Here is a 20,545-nt window from a genome sequence, read left to right on the forward strand (position 1 = left end):
GGGAGAGCGCAATTCTAGAATGCTGGGATGAACCCCGCTTCCGCACCTCCGGGCACGCCGCCTCTTGCCGCGCAACTGCAGACCGTGCAGGGTAGCCCGCCTGCCCAGTTCTGGGCACTTCTGCCCTGTGCCGGCAGTGGCTCGCGGGCCGTTGCAGGCGTGGCGGCCAGTAGCGCCAACCTGCCCAAGCAATACCACATTGTGGCGGGCCTTCCCCTGGTGCTGCATACGCTGGCAGCGTTTGCCGGGGTGGACCGCTTGCGCAGCACACTGGTGGCGGTAGCGCCGGGCGATCAGTTTTTTGCAGCACACCCATCGCCCCTTTATTTCGTGGCCCCTTGCGGCGGGCCCGCGCGCGCCGATACCGTACTTGCCGGCTTGCGAGAGCTGCGCGCGCGCGGTGCACAAGAGCGCGACTGGGTGTTGGTGCACGACGCGGCGCGCTGCCTGGTGACCACCGAACAGATCAATGCACTCATCGACGCCTGCGTCAGCGACCAGGTAGGCGGCCTGCTGGCCCACCAATTGGCCGACACTTTGAAGACGGCCAGCAGCGGGCCGGGCGGTGTGCGCGTTGTTTCGACGGTGGACCGGGGCGACAAATGGCTCGCGCAAACGCCGCAAATGTTCCGCCTGGGGCCGCTGGCCGAGGCGCTGGAAAAGTTTGGTTCCATCGCCACCGACGAAGCCAGCGCCATGGAAGCCACGGGCCAGCACCCACGGCTGGTACCGGGCAGTGCCCTCAATTTCAAAGTCACCTACCCAGAGGACTTTGCCCTGGCAGAGGCCGTGCTTGCCCAGCGCATGCACGCGGGGACGCTGGCGCGTTTTGGTGGGCTGCTGCGGGTATCCGAACCCACAGCGCCCGCCCCGCCTGAAGGCGCTGATGCGCAGAGGAGCACAGGATGACCATGGGCATGCGCATAGGCGAGGGCTGGGACGTGCACGCCTTGGTGCCGGGGCGGCCGCTCGTGATTGGTGGGGTGGCCATCCCGCATTCGATGGGCTTGCTCGGGCATTCCGATGCCGATGTCCTGCTGCATGCCATTACCGATGCCTTGCTGGGTGCAGCGGCGCTGGGGGATATTGGCAGCCATTTTCCGGACAGCGACCCGGAATTCAAGGGGGCAGATTCCGCTCGTTTGCTGGCCGAGGCGACGCGGCGTGTGCGCGCCGCGGGCTGGGAGATTGGCAACATCGACAGCACCGTCGTTGCCCAGGCGCCACGCCTGGCCCCGCATATCGCGGCCATCCGCTTGCGCATTGCCGCCGCGCTCGGCGTCGCCGTGGAGCAGGTCAACGTCAAGGCCAAGACCGCTGAGCGGCTTGGGCCGGTGGGGCAGGGTTTGGCGATCGAGGCGCGCGCCGTGGCGCTGATCTTCAGCTCCTGCCCGCGAGCGGAGGGAGCTTGCGCTTGACCTGAGGGCGCTGCAGGCGCGGGTGCGCATCGGAACCGCCGGCGCGCCGCAATTGCACATGCGCGACGAGTCCGCCGGAGGACGAGTTCGCCAAGGCAAAAATACCGCCCATGCGCTGAATGGTCTTGTCCACAATCGACAGGCCGAGGCCCGCGCCGGCGGCTGCCGTGCGTGCGGAGTCACCGCGGAAAAATGGTTTGACGAGGTTCGACAACTGCTCGGGTGCCACACCCGGGCCATGGTCGCGCACCTTGAGCAGCACCCACTCCTCGCGCCCCTTGGCGGCAATGTCCACATGGGCGATATCGGTGTCGCTGGTCTTGCCGTAGCGGCGGGCGTTTTCCAGCAGATTGGAGAGGATGCGGGCCAGTTCGACCTCGTCGGCCAGAACGTTGAGGTCTTCAGGCACCTCCATGGTGATCTGCAGTTCGCGATGGTCCTGCACGGCGTACACGCAGGATGTGACCACGCCGCGCAGGTTCACCGGCGTGAGCGTGACGTGGTCAGGCCGTGCGTAGTCGAGAAACTTGTCGATGGTCGCGTCAAGCTGCACGATGTCGGCCACCATGTGCTCGCGGGCGATTTCGTCGGAGACGCTCATCTCGGTTTCCAGCCGCAGGCGCGCCAAGGGGGTGCGCAGGTCGTGCGAGATGCCAGCCAGCATCACGGCGCGGTCTTGTTCGAGCTTGGCGAGCTTTTGCGCCATGCGGTTGAAGCCAATGTTGACCTCCCGGATCTCGCTGGTCACGGCTTCCTCGTCGAGGCGGCTGGCGGCAAAGTCGCCGTCGCGCACCCGGTTGGCGGCGTAGGAGAGGCGTTTGAGCGGCTGGTTGATCAACCGGGCAATCACCGCAGCGCCGGCAAGGGAGAGTACGCCCGCAGTGGCCAGCCAGATCAGCCAGGTGCGCCCGCCAGCGGGCGTAAAGCGCGAACGGTCCATGAGCAGCCAGTTGGCGTCGCCGTTGATGGTGAAGCCGACCCAAAGCCCCTTTTCGCCATTCACGCTTTGCGCCACGATGGCGCCCTCGCCGAGCCGGCGTGTGAGCTCTTCGGTCAGGCGCAGGCCCAGATCCGTGCTGTCGAGCAGCTCGAAGCGATCGCCCGGCTCGCGCGGCAGGATGCGCACGCCCTCCTGATCGGCCATGGTCTTGAGGAGCGAGACACGCGCAATCGGGTCGGCATGCACCAGCGCGGCGCGGCTCAGGTTGACGAGCGAGGCGATCTGCTGGGCGGTGTGCAGCGCGCGCGGCTCGAACTCCAGTGCGCGCAGCGTTTGCAGCCAGGCCAGGATGCTGCCAAACAGCAGCACGCTGAGCAGAAAAAAGGTGCGCCAGAAAAGGTTGAGCCCCACGCGCTTGCGCGATGTGCTGTCTCCGCTTGGAGACTCCAGCGGCGCGGGACTGGTGACCTCTGGGTCGGATGAGGCAAGGCTGGCCATAGGCAGTGGTTCAGTGGCAGAAACGGTCGATCAACCCGCTCCGTCCGGCACGAAGACATAGCCCACGCCCCAGACGGTCTGGATGTAGCGGGGCGCTGCGGCGTCGTCCTCGATCAGTTTGCGCAGGCGCGAGACCTGCACGTCCAGGCTCCGGTCAAAAGGCTCGAATTCGCGGCCTCGTGCCAGAACGGCGAGTTTTTCGCGCGACAAGGGTTGGCGCGGGTGGCGCACCAGGGCTTTGAGCATGGCGAACTCGCCGGTGGTCAGCGGCAGCTCTTCCCCGCCTTTTTGCAGTGCGCGCGTGCCCAGGTCAAATGTGAACGGGCCGAAGTGCACGGTCTCGTTGTCGCCCGATGGGGCGCCGGGCGCTTCCAGCGGCGGGCGGCGGCGCAGCACGGCGTGGATGCGTGCCAGCAATTCGCGCGGGTTGAACGGCTTGCCAAGGTAATCGTCGGCCCCGACTTCAAGGCCGACGATGCGGTCCACGTCCTCGCCCTTGGCGGTCAGCATGATGATGGGGGTGCGATCGTGAACCGCGCGCAAACGCCGGCAGATGGACAGGCCGTCCTCGCCCGGCATCATCAGATCGAGCACGATCAAGTCGACGGTGTCGCGCAGCAGAATGCGGTTGAGCGCTTTGCCGTCTTCGGCCAGGATGACTTCGAAACCCTCTTGGGTGAGATAGCGGCGCAGCAGATCGCGGATGCGTGCGTCGTCATCAACCACCAGCACCTTGTCGGTGCGCGCGTTGTTGGTTGTGGCCATGGTGACTCCTCGGTCCAATTTGTAACAGCGGCCATTGTTACCAGTTTGTGGCCGGAAAACGCCAATGTGCGCGGAGTCTGACCTCCGGTTACATGTTTTTCCCGCTGCGCACACTTCGGCCCGCAGGGTAGGGGAAGTCAGGCAGTTGGCTGACAGGGCGAGCGCTCGCCTCGCGCTAAGGTCCAGGCCCTTTTCTCGCTTGCTGAACGCTCATGAACATTTTTCGCCCCCTTATTACCGCCGCCGCTTTGGCGTGCGCCACGGGCGCCGTGCAGGCGCAGGCCACGCTCACCCCCGCGCCGCAAAACGTCGTCACGCTGGAAAGCTCTGGCACCGTCGAGGTGCAGCAGGACGTGCTTGTGCTGACCCTGGGGACCGCGAAGGAAGGCAAGGACGCTGCCACCGTCCAGACGCAGTTGCGCCAGGCGCTTGATACCGCCCTGGCCGAGGTGCGCAAAACCGCCGAGCCCAAGCTGATGGACGTGCGCACTGGCAATTTCTCGCTCTCGCCCCGCTATGGCCAGAACCAGCAGATCACCGGCTGGCAGGGCCGTGCAGAGCTGGTGCTGGAGGGGCGCGATTTCCCTCGCATCACGGGCGCGGCGGCGCGCGCGACGACGCTCACCATCAGCCGCGTCGCCTTTGACCTGAGCCGAGAGCAGCGCGAGAGCGTCGAAGGCGAAGCGCAGCAGCAGGCGATTGCCCGCTTCAAGGAGCAGGCAGGGCGGTTGAGCACCAATTTTGGCTTTGGCGGCTACAGCTTGCGCGAGGTGGCCGTGCACAGCAGCCAGAGTGGCCCTGGCCTGCAGCCGCGCATGATGGCCATGGAAGCACGCGGCGCCAGCATGCCCGACGCGCCGATCCCGGTGGAAGCCGGCAAGGCCAGCGTCACCGTGACGGTGACGGGCAGCGTGCAAATGCGCTGAAATTTTAGGTGAAAATGGCCTCTAGCGCTTATGCAGTATGCGCTAGCAGCTATAGTTTCAGGAGTATTCCAGCCAAGGTGGCCCGTAGCGCCGGGCCGGCGGAACTTATTGCGCCACCCAGCCGCCGTCCATGTTCCAGGCCGCGCCGCGCACGTTGTTGGCGGCGGGCGAGCAGAAGAACAGCGCCAGCTCTCCCAGTTCCTCGGGCGTGGTGAACTGCATGGAGGGCTCTTTCTCGCCCAGCAGCAGCTTTTTCGCGTCGTCGTTTGAGAGGCCATGCTCGGCCGCCTTGGCGTCCACCTGTTTTTGCACCAGCGGGGTCAGCACCCAGCCGGGGCAGATGGCGTTGCAGGTGACGCCCGTCGTGGCCGTCTCCAGTGCGGTCACCTTGGTCAGGCCCACGAGGCCGTGCTTGGCTGCCACATAGGCCGATTTTTGCGCCGATGCGACCAGGCCGTGGACAGAGGCCAGATTGATGATGCGGCCCCAGTTCCTGGCCTTCATGGCCGGAAGCGCCAAGCGCGTGGTGTGAAAAGCGCTGCTGAGATTGATGGCAATGATGGCGTCCCAGCGGTCGGCAGGGAAATCTTCGATGTTGGACACATGCTGGATGCCGGCGTTGTTCACCAGGATGTCCACAGCGCCAAATTCACGTTGGCAACTGGCGATCATGTCCTCGATGTCGGCGACACGCGACATGTCGGCCCCGTGGTAGGCCACGCGTGCGCCAGTACCCTTGCCTGCCGCCAGGACCTCTGCCTTGGGGCCTTCGCTGTCCCCGAATCCGTTGAGCATGACGTTCGCGCCCTGGCGGGCCAGCGCCTTGGCGATACCAAGGCCAATGCCACTGGTGGAGCCTGTGACGAGAGCGGTCTTTCCTTGAAGCATGGGTTTCTCCGGATGATTTACGATGCGATCGAGCAATTATCCAGCGAGCGTACGCCTCCCCGACACCATGATTGAACCTAGGCTGAACTACGTACGCTGCCCCGGCGCCCAGGCGGTCCGCGCCGAAGACGGCGAGACCACTCCCGGCCACCGCATGGCGTATTGGGAATGGAATGCCACCGGCAACCCCAAGCACCCGCAGGTGGTGGTCTGCGTGCATGGCCTGTCGCGCCAGGGGCGCGATTTCGATACCCTGGCGCGTGCGCTGGCGCCGCACGCCCGCGTTGTCTGCCCTGATGTCGTCGGCCGGGGCGAGAGCGACTGGCTTGCTGACCCCATGGCCTATGACGTGCAGCAGTACGCGGGCGACATGCTCGCCATGCTCCAGCAGTTGCACCAGGAAGCCCCTATTGATGCGCTGGACTGGGTCGGCACCAGCATGGGCGGCCTGATCGGCATGGTGGTGTCCAGCCTGCCGCCCGGCGTTTTGCCGGTGCCCGTACGCCGCCTGGTGCTCAACGATGTGGGGCCTGCCATCGAGTGGTCAGCGCTTGAGCGCATTGGCCAGTACCTGGGCGCGCCACTGCGCTTTGATTCGCCCGAGCAGGCGGCTGCGCAGCTGTGGGCCATGTCCACCAGCTTTGGGCCGCACACGCCGGAACAGTGGATGGCGCTCACGCGCCCCATGCTGCGCACAACGCCGCAAGGGCAGTACCGCTTGCACTACGACCCGGCTATTGCACAGCCCTTTCGCGCGCTGACGCGCGAAGCCGCCGAAAAGGGCGAAGCGCTGCTGTGGCAGCTCTATGACGCGATCAGCGCGCAGACTTTGGTGCTGCGCGGCGCCGAGTCCGATTTGCTGTCGCCTGCCACCGTGCAGGCCATGGCAGAGCGCGGCCCCAAGGCCCGGTGTGTCGAGTTTGCAGGTGTCGGGCATGCGCCAACGCTGGTGGCACCTGGCCAGGTCGAGGCGGTGACCCGCTTCTTGCTGGCACCGCCGCCGAAAGGCAGCGCATGAAAAACGTGATGGCCATGGTGCAGCCTGGTGCCTCTGGCGAATCGACCGTTCCCGTGCTGGTGGCGGCTACCGCTGGCGCGGTGCCAGAGCAGGCGAATGCGCTGGTGCGCGCGCGCGCGTTTGCCGAGCCCTTGATCGGCAGCGAATTGCTGGGCACCGGTGAGAACGCGCTGGAGCACGCCGATGCCGTGGCCGCCATCCTCAAGGGCATTGGCGGCTCTGAACCCATGCAGGCGGCCGCCTACCTGGTCCACACCTGCCCGCACCTCAATCGTCCGCGCGAGGTCATCGCCAAGGCGTTTGGCGACAACTTTGCCACGCTGGCGGTGGAGACCACGCAACTCATGCACCTGCAAGAGCAGGCGCGCGAGGCGCGCGCGCCGGACGACCCTGGCGAGCAGACCGAGAGCGTGCGCAAGATGCTGCTGGCGTTCTCGCGCGACCTGCGCGTGGTGATGCTGCGCCTGGCGTCGCGCCTGCAGACGCTGCGCTTTTATGCAGCGAGCAAGCGCCCGGTGTCGCCAGCCATCGCGCACGAAGCGCTGCATGTGTTCGCGCCCCTGGCCAACCGGCTGGGGATCTGGCAGTTCAAGTGGGAGCTGGAAGATCTGGCGTTCCGTTTTCTCGAACCGGACACCTACAAGGAAGTCGCGCGGCTGCTCGACGAGAAGCGTGCCGAGCGAGAGCTGTATATGGAGCAACTGCGTGCCAGAGTCGAATCGGCCCTGCGCGCCCACAGCATCAGCGCCACCGTACAGGGCAGGCCCAAGCACATCTACAGCATCGTCAAGAAGATGCGTGGCAAATCGCTGGCGTTCGAGCAACTGTTCGATCTGCGCGCGCTGCGCGTGATCGTCCCGAGTGTGAAAGACTGCTACCAGGCGCTCAGCTGGGTGCACAGCCATTTCACCCCGCTGGTCGAGGAGTTTGACGACTACATCGCCAAACCCAAGCCCAACGGCTACCAGTCGCTGCACACCATCGTGCGCGACGAGCTGGGCAAGGCCGTCGAGATCCAGATTCGCACCCAGGCCATGCACGACCATGCCGAAAGCGGCGTGGCGGCCCACTGGGCCTACAAGGAAGCGGGCAGCAAGGGCTATGCCGGTGTGTCGGCCAGCAGCGAGTACGACGCCAAGATCGCCGTACTGCGCCAGTTGCTCGCATGGGAGCGTGATTTCTCGGGGGCGCCGCAGCACCGCCATCTGTTCGATGACCGCATCTATGTGCTGACGCCAGATGCCGCCATCGTCGAATTGCCACAGGGCGCAACGCCGGTGGATTTCGCCTATGCGGTGCACACCAGCGTCGGCCACCGCTGCCGCGGCGCGCGTGTCGATGGCGCGATGGTGTCGCTCAACACGCAGTTGCAAAACGGCCAGACGGTGGAGGTGACCACGGCCAAGGAAGGCGGCCCCTCGCGCGACTGGCTCAACGCCGAGCTTGGCTACCTCACCAGCCACCGTGCACGCGCCAAGGTCCGCGCCTGGTTCAATGCGCAACTGCAGCACGAGACCATCGCGCGCGGGCGTGAGGCCGTTGAAAAGCTCTTGCAGCGCGAAGGCAAGACCGCGATGCGGCTCGAAGAGCTTGCCAGCCAGTTGGGTTTTCGCTCGGCCGACGCCTTGTTTGAGGTGGTGGGCAAGGACGAATTCTCGCTGCGCAACATTGAAAATCTGCTGCGCCCGCCTGAGCCTGCGCTGCAGCCCGACGACTACCTGCCTCTGAAAAAAGCGCGCGCTCCCGACAAGGCGCCCAAAGGCGGCGTACTGGTGGTGGGCATGGATTCGCTGATGACGCAACTGGCGGGTTGCTGCAAACCGGCGCCGCCAGATGATATTCGCGGCTTCGTGACGCGGGGCAAAGGGGTCAGCGTTCATCGCTCCGACTGCCGCAATTTCCGCGAGATGGCCGCCCGCAACGCCGAGCGCGTGATTGAGGTCGAGTGGGGCCTTCCCAAGGCCAGTGCCAATGCTGCGTTCTATCCGGTGGACGTGGCGGTAGAAGCGGCCGACCGCCAGGGATTGCTGCGCGATATTTCTGAAATTTTTGCCAAAGAAAAAATGAACGTGATTGGCGTCAAGACGCAGTCTGTCAAAGGAACGGCCTGGATGACCTTTACCGTTGAAATTGTTGACGCAGCGCGGCTCTCCAAAGTGCTGGGTACCGTCGCGCAGGTTGCGGGTGTGCATTCGGCGCGCAGACGCTAAAGCGCATTCAACTCGGCTGAAAGCTCGATTTTTACTGCTACAATTTCAGCTTCTCGAATACACGCAGGCGCGTAGCTCAGCTGGTTAGAGCACCACCTTGACATGGTGGGGGTCGTTGGTTCGAGTCCAATCGCGCCTACCAGAAATGGTAATGAAATCAAGGGGTCAGCAGACATGCTGATCCCTTTTTCTATGGCCGCGCTTTGCCGGAACCTGACCAAGTCCAGTACCGCTGTTGCCTTGGTGTGACGCTGGTGTCCACACCTTTTTGCACTTTGGGGCGGCCCGTTTCAGGGTTGGTGCCGACCGCATCCTCCCGCTCAATGCGAGTTACATCTGACGGGGTTTCTTCTTCCAGTGCTTCGGGCGTAGCGCCACTTTTTTCGGCTTCTTGGACGTCTTGGGAGTCAGGACTGGGCGTAGGGAGCCTCCAGCGGTGAGTATTTGGCGATTGCGAAAGAGCGAGGGCGGGCGCCTGTCGTCCAACGATCCCTCCAGCCGTGCGAAGCATGTCGCCATGCTCAGGGTATTCCTGCGCGGTTAGGGCAGAGCACCTGCCTAGAATCTGTTGCAGTGCAATAGAGGGCGATGCCCAGGGAAATATCCACACATGACTGAGCAAGCATCCGCCGCTTCGAGCCACGCGACCGTCCGCGTGATCAAGAAATACCCGAACCGCCGTCTCTACGATACCGCCACCTCCACCTACATTACGCTGGCCGAGGTCAAGCAATTGGTCATGGAGCGCCAGCCGCTGGTGGTGCGCGATGCGAAGTCGGGCGAAGACATCACGCGCAGCATCTTCCTGCAAATCATTCTCGAAGAAGAGGCGGGCGGCCGCCCCATGTTCACCGAGGCGGCGCTGGCCAACATCATTCGTTTCTACGGCCATGCCATGCAGAGCTTCATGGGCAGCTACCTGGAGAAGAACGTGCAGGCGTTCACCGATATCCAGGCCAAGCTGGCCGAGCAGGCACACGGCATGACGCCCGAGGCCTGGACGCAGTTCATGGGTGGCCAGTCGCCCATGGTGCCGGGCCTGATGGGCAACTACGCTGAGCAGTCGCGCACCTTGTTTTCTCAAATGCAGGAGCAGATGCAAAAGCAGACCGAGCAGATGCTCGGCGCCATGGGTTTGAAGCGCTGACGCGTGTTTCCTCCGCTGTTTTCTGGCGGTACAGGACAATATGGGGATGAACGACGTTGTTTCCCCACCCAAAATTCCCAAAATCGGTTTCGCCAGTTTGGGCTGCCCCAAGAATCTGACCGACTCCGAATTGATCCTCACGCAACTGAGCGCCGAGGGCTACGAGACGTCCAAGACCTTCGAGGGCGCCGATCTGGTGATCGTCAATACCTGCGGCTTCATTGACGACGCGGTGCGCGAGAGCCTCAACACCATTGGCGATGCGCTGGCCGAAAACGGCAAGGTCATTGTCACCGGCTGTCTGGGCGCGCGCCAAGGCGAGAGCGGCGGCAACTATGTGCAGCAGATGCACCCCAGCGTGCTCGCCGTGACGGGTGCGCACGCGACCCAGGAGGTGATGGATGCGGTGCACCGCAACCTGCCCAAGCCGCACGATCCCTTTGTCGATCTGGTTCCCGGAGCCTTTGGCGTGGCCGGCATCAAGCTCACGCCGCGCCACTATGCCTACCTGAAGATCAGCGAAGGCTGCAACCACCGCTGCACCTTCTGCATCATCCCCTCGATGCGCGGCGACCTGGTATCGCGCCCGGTGGGTGACGTGCTGGCGGAGGCCAAGGCGCTGTTTGCTGGCGGCGTCAAAGAGCTGCTGGTCATCAGCCAGGACACCTCGGCCTACGGCGTGGATGTGAAATACCGCACCGGCTTCTGGGATGGCCAGCCGGTCAAGACACGCATGCTGGAGCTGGTGCAAAAGCTGGGCGAGATCGCCGAGCCCTATGGCGCCTGGGTGCGCTTGCACTATGTGTACCCCTACCCGAGCGTGGACGAAATCATCCCCTTGATGGCCACCGGGAAGGTGTTGCCGTACCTGGACGTGCCGTTCCAGCACAGCCACCCCGATGTGCTCAAACGCATGAAGCGCCCAGCCAGCGGCGAGAAAAATCTCGAGCGCATCGAGCGCTGGCGCGCCGCCTGCCCGGAAATCGTCATCCGCAGCACCTTCATCGCCGGCTTCCCTGGTGAGACGGAAGAAGAGTTCCAGCATCTGCTGGACTTCCTGCGCGAGGCGGAGATCGACCGCGCCGGCTGCTTTGCCTACAGCGACGTCGCGGGCGCTGCCGCCAACGGGCTGCCGGGCATGCTCCCCATCGAGCTGCGCGAAGAGCGCCGCGCGCGCTTCATGGCGGTGGCCGAAGAGGTGTCGATTGCCAAGCTGCGGCGCCGTGTGGGTGCCACCATGCAGGTGCTGGTGGACCACGCGCCGGCCATGGGGCGCAAGGGCGGCGTGGGCCGCAGCTACGCCGATGCACCCGAAATTGATGGCGTGGTGCACCTGCTGCCGCCCGAAAAGATCAGCAAACAGCTCAAAGTGGGCGAATTCACCCGCGCGCGCATCGTTGGCGTGCAGGGGCATGACCTGGTAGCACAACCCATCTGAGCAGAATAGACCGCGCGGCAAGCAAAAAGGCTTCCTGAGGGAAGCCTTTTTGATGGGCGCCGAACGCGTTTAGACGCGCTTGCGGTATTCGCCCGTGCGGGTGTCAACTTCGATCCTGTCGCCTTGCGAGACGAACAGCGGCACCGGCACTTCGAAGCCGGTGGCGATCTTGGCGGGCTTCAAGACCTTGCCGGACGTATCGCCCTTGACGGCGGGCTCGGTCCAGGTGATTTCGCGCTCGACGCTGGTCGGCAGTTCGACGGAAATGGCCTTGCCGTCGTAGAACACCACTTCGGCCGTCATGCCGTCTTCGAGGTAGTTGAGCGAGTCGCCCATGTTCTCGGCTTCGACTTCGTACTGGTTGTAGTCAGGGTCCATCCAGACGTACATCGGGTCGGCGAAGTAGGAGTAGGTGCAATCCTTCTTGTCGAGGATGACCTGGTCCATCTTGTCGTCGGCCTTGAACACCACTTCGGTGCCGAAGTTGCCGATCAGGCTTTTGAGCTTCATGCGCACCGTGGCCGAGTTGCGGCCGCCGCGGGAGTATTCGGTTTTAAGGACAACCATGGGGTCTTTGCCGTGCATGATGACGTTGCCGGCGCGGATTTCTTGAGCGATTTTCATAGCGTAGTGCTGGGTTTTGGCCGCTCAATGCGAAGCGCTAGCGTGCCGGAAGGCAGCCGCGCCGGAGCATGTTCCGCGGCGGGGAATGCGCTGCGCCGGAGCAAAATGCGACCGGCGCTGATTGCGCAAAGCCTGCGATTTTAGCGTTTGCTTGCGCAAAAACCCAGTAGTTGGGTCAACAAATCGTTTTGTGCGAGCAAACGTTCACGTGCCGCGCGGACACATGTTCCCCAATTTTGTAGCAGTGCAGCGTCCACCACCGGCAGCTTTCCGGGTGCCAGGCCGTTCCACACCCGATGGAAATGGCGCAGGCTGGGCGGTGCCTGCAGCCAGTCGAGAAACGCATCCAGTTTGGGGCCATGCGCGCCGTCGTCCTGCGGGTAGATGTGCCACACCAGCGGCTGGCCCGCCCACAGCGCGCGCACCAGCGAATCTTCACCCCGCACAAAATTCAGATCGCAGGCCCAGAGCAGCTCGTCGTACGCTGGCTGGGGGCGCGCATCCATATTCAAAATATGTAGCTGCTCAGGCTTACCAGATAAGCGCTGGAGGCCAATTTCATTTGAAATTTCTTGCATCGCCACTTGCACGGCGCGCTGCGCACGGCCGGGCGTGACCAGCAGGCAGGTGGGCGCTGTTGCCCCGCTCGCGCATTGCTGCAGCCAGTCGCCCAGCGCTGGCGGTTCGTAGCAAAACAGCGAAACCCAGCGCGGCTCTTGCGCCAGCGCGCTGCCCCCTTGTTGGCGTCGCCAGGCGCTCCGATCAAAGGCTTGCATGCGGTCCATCAAGCCGCGTTCCCGCAACAGGCCGCCGGTGTCCTTGCCAAAGCCGGGGTAATAGAACCACTTGGTCCAGCCGGCCGCCGGCCCGTGCAGGACCGGGCTGGGCAAGCCATGGTGGCGCGGCACCCAGGATTCCGCTGAGAGGTATTCCAGATTGATCCATACGGGTTTTTTGGCGCCAGCGCTTACCCGGTCTGCGCATGCAGCTATGAAGTCAGGAGCAATCTCGCAACCAAAGGCCTCCACCAGCACGTCGCTGGGCGGCCCATCTGCAGGCGGTAGCGCACCCCAGCTACGCACCTCGACGTCGGCTGCGTCGCCTGGGGCCATCCAGGCCAGCGCGGATGCGTCGTCCACCCACAGGCGCACGCGCTGGCCAGCGGCGGCCAGCTGGCTGGCCAGGCGCCAGCACACGCCGATGTCGCCAAAGTTGTCGATCACGCGGCAGAACACATCCCATTGCCAAGGGGGAACATGGTGGGAGGGCAGGGTGCTCATGCGTGAATTGTCCACGGCTCGTGTGGGCTGCCAGCCAAGTTTGCACAATAGCGCCATGTCCGAAGTGCATTCCGAAGAATTGTTGGCCCAGGTGGCCGCGCTGCCGCCGCTGCCTGGTGTGTACCGCTATTTCGACGCGGATGGGGGGCTGCTGTATGTGGGCAAGGCGCGCAACCTGAAAAAACGGGTGTCGAGCTACTTCACCAAAACCCATGGCGGTACGCGCATCGGCCATATGGTGGGGCGCATCGTGCGCATGGAGACCACCGTGGTGCGCTCGGAGGCCGAGGCGCTGCTGCTGGAAAACAACCTTATCAAGACGCTCCAGCCCAAGTACAACATCCTGTTTCGGGACGACAAGAGCTACCCGTACCTCAAGATCACCGGCGTCGCGGCAAAAGACGGCACGGGGGACGACCCGAGCCAGCGCTTTCCGCGCCTGGCCTACTACCGCGGCAGCACCGACAAAAAGCACCGCTACTTCGGCCCCTACCCAAGCGGCTGGGCGGTGAAGGAAACGATTTTGCTGCTGCAAAAGGTGTTTCGCCTGCGCACCTGCGAGGACACGGTGTTTGCCAACCGCACGCGCCCCTGCCTGCTCTACCAGATCAAGCGCTGCAGCGCGCCCTGCGTGGGCCTGATTTCTCCGGAGGCGTATGCCCAGGACGTCGCTCACGCCGAAGCCCTGCTGCGCGGTGAAGCGGGGGCGGTGATGGAGGCCTTGCAGCACAGCATGCTGGCGCACGCCGAGCGGCTTGAATTCGAGCAGGCCGCCGACGTGCGCAACCAGATTACCGCCCTCTCGCGCGTGCTGCACCAGCAATCGGTGGAGACGACGAGCGACAAGGACGTGGACATTCTTGCCGTGCGCGTACAGGGCGGGCGCGCCTGCGTCAACCTGGCCATGGTGCGCGGTGGCCGGCATCTGGGCGACCGTGCTTACTTTCCGGTGCATGTGGACGATGCTGCCGCGTTGCAGGAGGCGCGTGCCGAGGCAGCGGATGCAGGGCAGGGCGCCGATGACGACGACGTTGGCCTCGCGCTGCCGGTGGAGGCCTTGGTGCTCCAGGCCTTCATCGCCCAGCACTACCTCGACGTACCCGTGCCGCCCGTGCTCGTCACCAGCGAACCGGTCGGGCGCAGCCTGCTTGACGCGCTCGGCGTGCAAGCGGGCGTGCGCATCACTGCCGTGCACCAGCCGCGCGAGCAGCGCCGCGCCTGGCTGGATATGGCGCAGAACAACGCGCAACTGCAGCTCGCCCGCCTGCTTGCCGAAGAAGGCTCGCAGCAGGCGCGTACCCGCGCGCTGGCGCAGGCGCTGGATCTGTCGCAGGACGATCTGGACATACTCCGCATTGAATGTTTCGATATCTCGCACACGGCGGGCGAATCCACCCAGGCGTCGTGCGTGGTGTTTCAGAACCACAAGATGCAAAGCGGCGAATACCGCCGCTTCAACATTGATGGCATTACCGGCGGTGACGACTACGCCGCCATGCGCCAGGTGCTGCAGCGGCGTTACAGCAAGGTCGCCGAGGCGCAGCGCGAAGCGGGCGGTGCAGAGCCCGCGCCGGGCAGCGCGCGCCTGCCCGACCTGGTGCTGATCGATGGCGGCCGCGGCCAGGTCGGCGTGGCGCGCGAGGTGTTTGCCGCGCTGGGCCTCGACATCTCGCGCATCGTCGGCGTCGAGAAGGGCGAGGGGCGCAAGGTGGGCCTGGAAGAACTGGTGTTTGCCGACGGGCGCGAGAAGGTTTACCTTGGCAAGGATTCGGCCGCGCTGATGCTGGTGGCGCAGATCCGCGACGAGGCGCACCGCTTTGCCATCACCGGCATGCGCGCAGCCCGTGCCCGCGTGCGCACGGGGGGCAGCCGGCTGGAAGATATCGCCGGCGTGGGCCCGAAGAAACGCGCGCGCCTGCTGCAACGTTTTGGCGGCGTGCGCGGCGTGGCCGAAGCCAGTGTGGCCGACCTGTGCACGGTGGATGGCATATCGCCCGCATTGGCGCAGGACATCTACCGCGCGCTGCGCTGAGCATTGCCCGCCAGCTCCCGGCGAGCTGTATGTGACCAGCGCGCGCGTGACACAATCAGCGCCATGTTCTGGACCATTCCCACCATCATGACCTGGACGCGCATCGTCGCGATACCGTTGATCGTGGGGGTGTTTTACCTGCCGCTCTCCGCCGAAGCGCGCAACCTCATCGCCACCGTCATGTTCGTGGTGTTTGCCGCTACCGACTGGCTCGACGGTTTCCTGGCACGGCGCCTGAACCAGACCTCGGCCTTTGGCGCCTTCCTCGACCCGGTGGCCGACAAGTTCCTTGTGGCCGCCTCGCTGCTCGTACTGGTGCACCTGCAACGCACCGACGTATTCGTCGCGCTCATCATCATCGGGCGTGAAATTGCCATCTCCGCCTTGCGCGAATGGATGGCGCAAATTGGCGCCTCGCGCAGCGTCGCGGTGCACATGCTGGGCAAGCTCAAGACCACGGCGCAGATGGTGGCGATTCCGTTTCTGCTCTATGACGGCCCGCTGCCTGCGGGGCTGCACTCGGGGGTGGTGGGGCGGTGGCTGATCTGGATTGCCGCCGTGCTCACCGTCTGGTCCATGGCCTATTACCTGCAAAAAGCCCTGCCGGAAATTCGCGCCAGGGTGAAGTAAAAAAGATAGGCAAAATCGGGCTCTGGTGCTTTATGAATAAGCGCAAACAGCTATTATTTTAGGAGTAGTGATGGCAAAGCACCGCATCGCCGTGATTGCTGGCGACGGCATTGGCAAAGAGGTCGTCCCTGAAGGCCTGCGCGTGCTTGAAGCCGCTGCAACGCGCTTTGGCATCGACCTGCAGTTCGACCATTTCGACTTTTCCAGCTGGGACTATTTCGAGCGCCACGGCAAGATGCTGCCCGACGACTGGAAGGCGCAAATCGGCAGCCACGACGCGCTCTACTTCGGCGCTGTGGGCTGGCCCGAGAAGATTCCCGACCACATCTCGCTCTGGGGCTCTCTGCTCCTGTTCCGGCGCGAGTTCGACCAGTATGTGAACCTGCGGCCGGCGCGTCTGATGCCTGGCGTCATGGCGCCCGTGGTGCGCCCCGACGGCAGCGCCCGGGCCCCTGGCGAGATCGACATGCTGATCGTGCGCGAGAACACCGAGGGCGAATACTCCAGCATCGGCGGGCGCATGTTCGAGGGCACCGAGCGTGAGATCGTCGTGCAGGAGACGGTCATGACGCGCCACGGTGTAGACCGGGTGCTGCGTTTCGCCTTCGAGCAGGCGCGCTCGCGCCCCAAAAAACACCTTACCAGCGCGACCAAATCCAACGGCATCGCCATCACCATGCCCTACTGGGACGAGCGTGTGGCCGCCATGGCGCGCGAGTACCCGGACGTGCGCGTAGACAAGTTCCATATCGACATCCTCACGGCGCATTTCGTGCAGCGTCCGGACGCCTTTGACGTGGTCGTGGCCAGCAATTTGTTTGGCGACATCCTGAGCGACCTCGGCCCCGCGTGCACCGGCACGATTGGCATCGCGCCCAGCGCCAACCTGAACCCCGCGCGCGTCCACCCCTCGCTGTTCGAGCCGGTGCATGGCTCGGCGCCGGATATTGCGGGGCGCAACGTTGCCAATCCCATCGGGCAGATCTGGTGCGGCGCGTTGATGCTCGATTTCCTGGGCTACCGCGCCGCGCACGACGCCATGTTGGGCGCGATTGAGGCGGCGCTGGATCCTCAAGCGGGCGGGCCGCGTACGCCCGATCTGGGCGGCACGGCCAGCACGCGGGACGTGGGGCGAGCCATCGCCCAGCTGCTGTGATGCGCAAGGCCGATGTCAATACGGGATTTGCCCTGTGGCCGAAACACGCGCGAAGCCCGCTAACTGTCTCGGCATGCACGCGAATGCGGCTAGAATTCAGGCTTCCCGCGGGCCGCGAGCGGCTCGTATTGACACCGCGAATCCCGGTGGTTTTAATCTGATCGGCAGCACCAACGGGTGCTCACCCTGTCCAACTCGCCGCTGCGCTATTCGTGCGCAGTCGCAAGCTTGCGGGCAGGCAACGGCCAGAAAACCAAGAGACATTCAACCCCGTATATCCCGAGAGGCACCTTGTGAACAAAACCGAACTCATTGAGCACATCGCAAACAACGCCGATCTGTCCAAAGCTGCCGCTGCGCGTGCTTTGGAATCGACCATTGAGGCAGTCAAGAAGACTTTGAAAAAGGGTGGTACGGTGTCCCTCGTGGGTTTTGGTACATTCGCGGTGGGTAAACGTGCTGCGCGCACCGGCCGCAATCCGCGAACCGGCGCTGCGATTAAAATCAAGGCTGCTAAAGTTCCGAAGTTCCGTCCAGGCAAGGCGTTGAAAGATGCTTTGAACTGACACACAGATCAAGGTGGGGTGCTTAGCTCAGTTGGTAGAGCGGCGCCCTTACAAGGCGTAGGTCGGCGGTTCGACCCCGTCAGCACCCACCACTGATTCAAAGGCGAACGCGAGTTCGCCTTTTCTTTTTGTCATTGAAAGACCGGCCCATGTTTGAATCCATCCGCAAGCACTCGAAAATTGCGATGCTCGTGATGTTCTTGCTGATCATTCCGTCGTTCGTGCTCGTTGGTATCGACTCCAAGTATTTCTCCGGCAGCAGCCCGGTGGTGGCGCGTGTGGATGGGCATGACATCACGCAAGCCGAGTGGGACAACGCCCACCGCACGGAATCTGACCGTATTCGTGCCCAGCAGCCAGGGATTGACGGCGCACTGCTCGACTCGCCACAGGCGCGCTATGCCACACTGGAAAGGTTGGTGCGTGACCGTGTCTTGCAGGCTGCGGCGACCAAAATGCATCTGCAGCCGAGCAACACCCGGCTTGCCAGCGCCTTACAGGAGATCCCTCAAATTGCTGCGCTGCGCCGCCCTGACGGTAGCTTGGACGCCGAGGCGTACCGCAAACTTGTGGCGACGCAAGGCATGACGCCAGAGGGTTTTGAAGCGTCGATGCGGCGCGATTTGGCAATCAACCAAGTGCTGGGCGGCATCATGTCCACCAGCTTTGTCACGCCCGCACAAGCCGAGATCACACTGGCGCCCTTGTTTCAGCAGCGAGAAATTCGGGTAGCAAGTTTCAATCCCAAGGATTTCGCATCCAAGGTGGCGGTCAGCGACGCAGACCTTCAGGCCTACTACAAGGACCATACCGACCAGTTCAAGCTGCCGGAGCAAGCCAATGTAGAGTATGTGGTGCTGGATCTGGATGCCGTGCGTGCCGGGATCGTCTTGAGTGAAGACGACCTCAAGACGTATTACAAGGAAAATCTTGCGCAGATGTCAGGCAAGGAAGAGCGGCGCGCCAGCCATATTTTGATAGCTGTTGCCAAGGATGCTCCCGCTGCCGAACGTGCTGCCGCCAAGGAACGTGCGCAAGCGCTCCTGGCGCAGGTGCGCAAGGCCCCTGAGACGTTTGCGGAAGTTGCCAAGAAAAACTCTCAAGATCCAGGCTCCGCCAGTAAGGGTGGCGATCTCGGGTTTTTCGGCCGCGGTGCCATGGTCAAGCCATTTGAGGACGCAGCGTTTGGTCTTGAAAAGAACGCTATCAGCGACGTGGTGACGAGCGATTTCGGCTACCACATCATCAAGCTCACGGACATCAAGAAGCCGTCCGTTCCTACGTTTGAAGAGAAGCGTGCCGAGATCGAAGGCCAACTCAAACAGCAGCAGGCCCAGCGCAAGTTTGCTGAAGTTGCGGAGACCTTTACCAACCTGGTCTACGAGCAGTCCGACAGCCTGCAACCGGTGGTGGAAAAGCTCAAACTCAAACTGCACACGGCCACCGGTGTGACGCGGGTGCCTGCTGTTGGCGCGGAAGGTGCATTGGCCAGCGCAAAGCTCCTGAGCGCGTTGTTTTCTGCCGATTCGGTAAAAGACAAGCGCAACACCGAGGCCATAGAGGTTGGCCCGAGTCAATTGGCTTCTGCGCGAATTACCCAGTACATGCCTGCGCGAACCCTGTCATTTGATGAGGCCCGCGACAAAGTTCGCAGCTTGTTCGTTGCCACAAAATCGGCTGAATTGGCCCGCGCCGAAGGCGAGGCGAGGCGTGCTGCCTGGGGCAAGGATGCTGGGCTGGCGAGCAGCGCACTGTCGGCTCCGCTTGTGGTTTCCCGCCAAGATGCCCACAGCCAGCCGCCTGCGCTTGTGGAAAAAGTGATGAGCGAAGATCAGACAAAACTCCCTGCATGGGTGGGCGTCGACCTTGGGGCGCAGGGGTATTTGGTGGCGCAGATCACCCGCGTGATCGATGAAAAAGCACCTACTGAGAATGTAGCAACACAGAGGCGCCAGCAGTATCTGCAATGGTGGACGAATGCCGAGGCGCTTGCTTACTACGAGTTGCTCAAGCAGCGGTTCAAGGCGCAAATCAAAGTTCCTCGCCCGGAAGCATCTCCGGCTGCAAAGGGTTGATGCCTGGAAAATTCATCGTATAATTTAAAGCTCTACGGTGGCTGTAGCTCAGTTGGTAGAGTCCAGGATTGTGATTCCTGTTGTCGTGGGTTCGAGCCCCATCAGCCACCCCATGTGCACATTGAAAACCCTGCTATTTAATCGATAGTGGGGTTTTTCATTTCCGCCCGATGTAAAGGCGGATGTAAGACGATTTTAGGAAGCGGGCGCAGCAGCAGGCGAAAGAAAAACCGCGCAGGCGTGTGCTGTGCGGTATGTCCCAAAGTGGGGATCTCGACGATTAGTCGCTCAGGCTCTGGCAGCTTCGCCAGGGCGTCGAGCTCAACCCCTTTGTCAAGGCTGGCTCCGTGCACGCGTGGGATATCGTCGCCAAGGGCTTTGGCGCGGGCGAGGTGGCGGTTTGACCCAAGTCTTTCGGCGTCAGCAGCATCAAAATAGCCAGCGACCTTAGCTTGGTCAATTGCTTGTCACCACCACGGCGGCCACACAGTAAACCTCCCGCCTGCGCCTTGTCGATATGGTCACGGTAGTGGAGCTTGCCCTAGAACGGGCGGCGCTATCGATGTTCAATGTAGTCGGTCCAAGCTTTTCCCGTAGTGACGATCTCCCGTTTAGTGGCTACTGCGCGCGCGGCGGGTGCGGCCAGTCGTGCCGCGCAGCCTGTCTGTTGCCCGTGTTCTAGCTCGTGTGGGTCGGTGCAACGGTCGACAAGCCCTTGCACCTCGCCTTGAAACGTTGGTAGGGCTTTGCTTTATGGGCTGCTTTGGGATAATCCTCGCTTTTTCCGGCAGCTAATTGCCGGACCAAAGTAATTCGCGAAAGAAGAAATTTTTTAGCTGGGCCTTGCCGTCGAGTCAAAACCCGTACTACAATGCAAGGCTGCGCTGCTGACGGCAGGTAAGCCCCGAGAAGGGTTTGCTGGATGCGGTGGTGC

General features: G+C 63.3%; 18 protein-coding genes and 3 tRNA genes. 15 read left to right on the forward strand and 6 right to left on the reverse strand.

All coding sequences use genetic code 11. The features are described from left to right. Nucleotides 1-27: 27 nt before the first annotated feature. A complete protein-coding gene (locus AC07ZH_RS15870) occupies nt 28-909 on the forward strand; it encodes an IspD/TarI family cytidylyltransferase (RefSeq protein ID WP_495200496.1) in 882 nt (293 codons plus the stop codon). A 2-nt stretch (nt 910-911) separates the two neighbouring features. Next, on the forward strand, nt 912-1,418 hold the full coding sequence (gene ispF, locus AC07ZH_RS15875) for a 2-C-methyl-D-erythritol 2,4-cyclodiphosphate synthase (RefSeq protein ID WP_495200505.1): 507 nt from the start codon (nt 912-914) through the stop codon (nt 1,416-1,418). On the opposite strand, the gene AC07ZH_RS15880 is transcribed toward ispF, so the two are convergent. Continuing rightward, entirely contained in the window at nt 1,381-2,856 is a 1,476-nt protein-coding gene (locus AC07ZH_RS15880) for an ATP-binding protein (protein WP_495200497.1), read from the reverse strand. The two genes, ispF and AC07ZH_RS15880, sit on opposite strands and share 38 nt — an antisense overlap. Nucleotides 2,857-2,886: 30 nt before the next feature. Continuing rightward, nucleotides 2,887-3,621 carry an osmolarity response regulator transcription factor OmpR gene (gene ompR, locus AC07ZH_RS15885; protein WP_119110513.1) on the reverse strand — a complete coding sequence of 245 codons (735 nt, stop codon included), beginning with the start codon at nt 3,619-3,621 and terminating at the stop codon, nt 2,887-2,889. Between the two features lie 212 nt (nt 3,622-3,833). Here ompR and AC07ZH_RS15890 point away from each other — a divergent pair, with 212 nt between their 5' ends. Continuing rightward, on the forward strand, nt 3,834-4,547 hold the full coding sequence (locus tag AC07ZH_RS15890; protein WP_119110512.1) for an SIMPL domain-containing protein: 714 nt from the start codon (nt 3,834-3,836) through the stop codon (nt 4,545-4,547). Nucleotides 4,548-4,652: 105 nt separating this feature from the next. Here AC07ZH_RS15890 and AC07ZH_RS15895 read toward each other — a convergent pair whose 3' ends face one another. After that, a complete protein-coding gene (locus AC07ZH_RS15895; protein WP_495200498.1) occupies nt 4,653-5,435 on the reverse strand; it encodes a 3-hydroxybutyrate dehydrogenase in 783 nt (260 codons plus the stop codon). Between the two features lie 67 nt (nt 5,436-5,502). Between AC07ZH_RS15895 and AC07ZH_RS15900 the strand changes: the two genes are divergently transcribed. The 5 genes from AC07ZH_RS15900 (at nt 5,503) to rimO (ending at nt 11,248) form a co-directional block, all read left to right on the forward strand. Then, complete coding sequence (locus tag AC07ZH_RS15900) at nt 5,503-6,453, forward strand: alpha/beta fold hydrolase (RefSeq protein WP_495200499.1); 951 nt, start codon at nt 5,503-5,505, stop codon at nt 6,451-6,453. A 14-nt stretch (nt 6,454-6,467) separates the two neighbouring features. After that, nucleotides 6,468-8,663, forward strand: a complete 2,196-nt coding sequence (locus AC07ZH_RS15905) for a RelA/SpoT family protein (protein WP_495200506.1) — start codon at nt 6,468-6,470, stop codon at nt 8,661-8,663. A gap of 65 nt (nt 8,664-8,728) precedes the next feature. Then, nucleotides 8,729-8,805: transfer RNA gene (locus AC07ZH_RS15910), tRNA-Val, on the forward strand. A gap of 468 nt (nt 8,806-9,273) precedes the next feature. Continuing rightward, the gene (gene phaR, locus AC07ZH_RS15915) at nt 9,274-9,810 is read left to right on the forward strand and encodes a polyhydroxyalkanoate synthesis repressor PhaR (RefSeq protein ID WP_119110508.1); all 537 of its coding nucleotides are present in this window, start codon (nt 9,274-9,276) and stop codon (nt 9,808-9,810) included. Nucleotides 9,811-9,856: 46 nt separating this feature from the next. Continuing rightward, on the forward strand, nt 9,857-11,248 hold the full coding sequence (gene rimO / locus AC07ZH_RS15920) for a 30S ribosomal protein S12 methylthiotransferase RimO (protein ID WP_119110507.1): 1,392 nt from the start codon (nt 9,857-9,859) through the stop codon (nt 11,246-11,248). Nucleotides 11,249-11,317: 69 nt separating this feature from the next. Here the strand turns inward: rimO and efp are convergent, their stop codons facing one another. Both efp and earP read right to left on the reverse strand, forming a co-directional pair. After that, complete coding sequence (gene efp, locus AC07ZH_RS15925; protein WP_119110506.1) at nt 11,318-11,872, reverse strand: elongation factor P; 555 nt, start codon at nt 11,870-11,872, stop codon at nt 11,318-11,320. 140 nt (nt 11,873-12,012) lie between these two features. Further along, nucleotides 12,013-13,152: an elongation factor P maturation arginine rhamnosyltransferase EarP gene (earP, locus tag AC07ZH_RS15930; protein WP_495200500.1), complete on the reverse strand. Its 1,140-nt coding sequence runs from the start codon at nt 13,150-13,152 to the stop codon at nt 12,013-12,015. Between the two features lie 55 nt (nt 13,153-13,207). Between earP and uvrC the strand changes: the two genes are divergently transcribed. The 7 genes from uvrC (at nt 13,208) to AC07ZH_RS15965 (ending at nt 19,724) form a co-directional block, all read left to right on the forward strand. Next, on the forward strand, nt 13,208-15,184 hold the full coding sequence (gene uvrC / locus AC07ZH_RS15935) for an excinuclease ABC subunit UvrC (protein ID WP_495200501.1): 1,977 nt from the start codon (nt 13,208-13,210) through the stop codon (nt 15,182-15,184). Nucleotides 15,185-15,247: 63 nt separating this feature from the next. Next, the gene (gene pgsA / locus AC07ZH_RS15940; protein WP_119110503.1) at nt 15,248-15,814 is read left to right on the forward strand and encodes a CDP-diacylglycerol--glycerol-3-phosphate 3-phosphatidyltransferase; all 567 of its coding nucleotides are present in this window, start codon (nt 15,248-15,250) and stop codon (nt 15,812-15,814) included. Between the two features lie 70 nt (nt 15,815-15,884). Then, a complete protein-coding gene (locus tag AC07ZH_RS15945) occupies nt 15,885-16,970 on the forward strand; it encodes a tartrate dehydrogenase (protein ID WP_495200502.1) in 1,086 nt (361 codons plus the stop codon). Between the two features lie 293 nt (nt 16,971-17,263). After that, on the forward strand, nt 17,264-17,536 hold the full coding sequence (locus AC07ZH_RS15950) for an HU family DNA-binding protein (protein ID WP_106444936.1): 273 nt from the start codon (nt 17,264-17,266) through the stop codon (nt 17,534-17,536). Between the two features lie 16 nt (nt 17,537-17,552). Further along, nucleotides 17,553-17,628 (forward strand) — tRNA-Val (locus AC07ZH_RS15955). A gap of 57 nt (nt 17,629-17,685) precedes the next feature. Continuing rightward, a complete protein-coding gene (locus AC07ZH_RS15960; RefSeq protein WP_495200503.1) occupies nt 17,686-19,611 on the forward strand; it encodes a SurA N-terminal domain-containing protein in 1,926 nt (641 codons plus the stop codon). Nucleotides 19,612-19,648: 37 nt separating this feature from the next. Next, a tRNA-His gene (locus AC07ZH_RS15965) sits at nt 19,649-19,724 on the forward strand. A gap of 565 nt (nt 19,725-20,289) precedes the next feature. Here AC07ZH_RS15965 and AC07ZH_RS15970 read toward each other — a convergent pair. Further along, a partial coding sequence (locus tag AC07ZH_RS15970) for a hypothetical protein (protein ID WP_495200504.1) occupies nt 20,290-20,545 on the reverse strand: 256 nt, incomplete at its 5' end.

It is taken from the genome of Simplicispira sp. GW247-4R2A (assembly GCF_059424465.1).

What these genes read in the sequence shown, in the direction of transcription:
- AC07ZH_RS15895 (WP_495200498.1), bottom strand. Translation starts at nt 5,435, where the DNA reads ATGCTTCAAGGAAAGACCGCTCTCGTCACAGGCTCCACCAGTGGCATT.
- pgsA (WP_119110503.1), top strand. Translation starts at nt 15,248, where the DNA reads ATGTTCTGGACCATTCCCACCATCATGACCTGGACGCGCATCGTCGCG.
- AC07ZH_RS15880 (WP_495200497.1), bottom strand. Translation starts at nt 2,856, where the DNA reads ATGGCCAGCCTTGCCTCATCCGACCCAGAGGTCACCAGTCCCGCGCCG.
- ompR (WP_119110513.1), bottom strand. Translation starts at nt 3,621, where the DNA reads ATGGCCACAACCAACAACGCGCGCACCGACAAGGTGCTGGTGGTTGAT.
- AC07ZH_RS15900 (WP_495200499.1), top strand. Translation starts at nt 5,503, where the DNA reads ATGATTGAACCTAGGCTGAACTACGTACGCTGCCCCGGCGCCCAGGCG.
- earP (WP_495200500.1), bottom strand. Translation starts at nt 13,152, where the DNA reads ATGAGCACCCTGCCCTCCCACCATGTTCCCCCTTGGCAATGGGATGTG.
- AC07ZH_RS15960 (WP_495200503.1), top strand. Translation starts at nt 17,686, where the DNA reads ATGTTTGAATCCATCCGCAAGCACTCGAAAATTGCGATGCTCGTGATG.
- AC07ZH_RS15890 (WP_119110512.1), top strand. Translation starts at nt 3,834, where the DNA reads ATGAACATTTTTCGCCCCCTTATTACCGCCGCCGCTTTGGCGTGCGCC.
- rimO (WP_119110507.1), top strand. Translation starts at nt 9,857, where the DNA reads ATGAACGACGTTGTTTCCCCACCCAAAATTCCCAAAATCGGTTTCGCC.
- efp (WP_119110506.1), bottom strand. Translation starts at nt 11,872, where the DNA reads ATGAAAATCGCTCAAGAAATCCGCGCCGGCAACGTCATCATGCACGGC.
- uvrC (WP_495200501.1), top strand. Translation starts at nt 13,208, where the DNA reads ATGTCCGAAGTGCATTCCGAAGAATTGTTGGCCCAGGTGGCCGCGCTG.
- phaR (WP_119110508.1), top strand. Translation starts at nt 9,274, where the DNA reads ATGACTGAGCAAGCATCCGCCGCTTCGAGCCACGCGACCGTCCGCGTG.
- AC07ZH_RS15870 (WP_495200496.1), top strand. Translation starts at nt 28, where the DNA reads ATGAACCCCGCTTCCGCACCTCCGGGCACGCCGCCTCTTGCCGCGCAA.
- ispF (WP_495200505.1), top strand. Translation starts at nt 912, where the DNA reads ATGGGCATGCGCATAGGCGAGGGCTGGGACGTGCACGCCTTGGTGCCG.
- AC07ZH_RS15905 (WP_495200506.1), top strand. Translation starts at nt 6,468, where the DNA reads ATGGTGCAGCCTGGTGCCTCTGGCGAATCGACCGTTCCCGTGCTGGTG.
- AC07ZH_RS15945 (WP_495200502.1), top strand. Translation starts at nt 15,885, where the DNA reads ATGGCAAAGCACCGCATCGCCGTGATTGCTGGCGACGGCATTGGCAAA.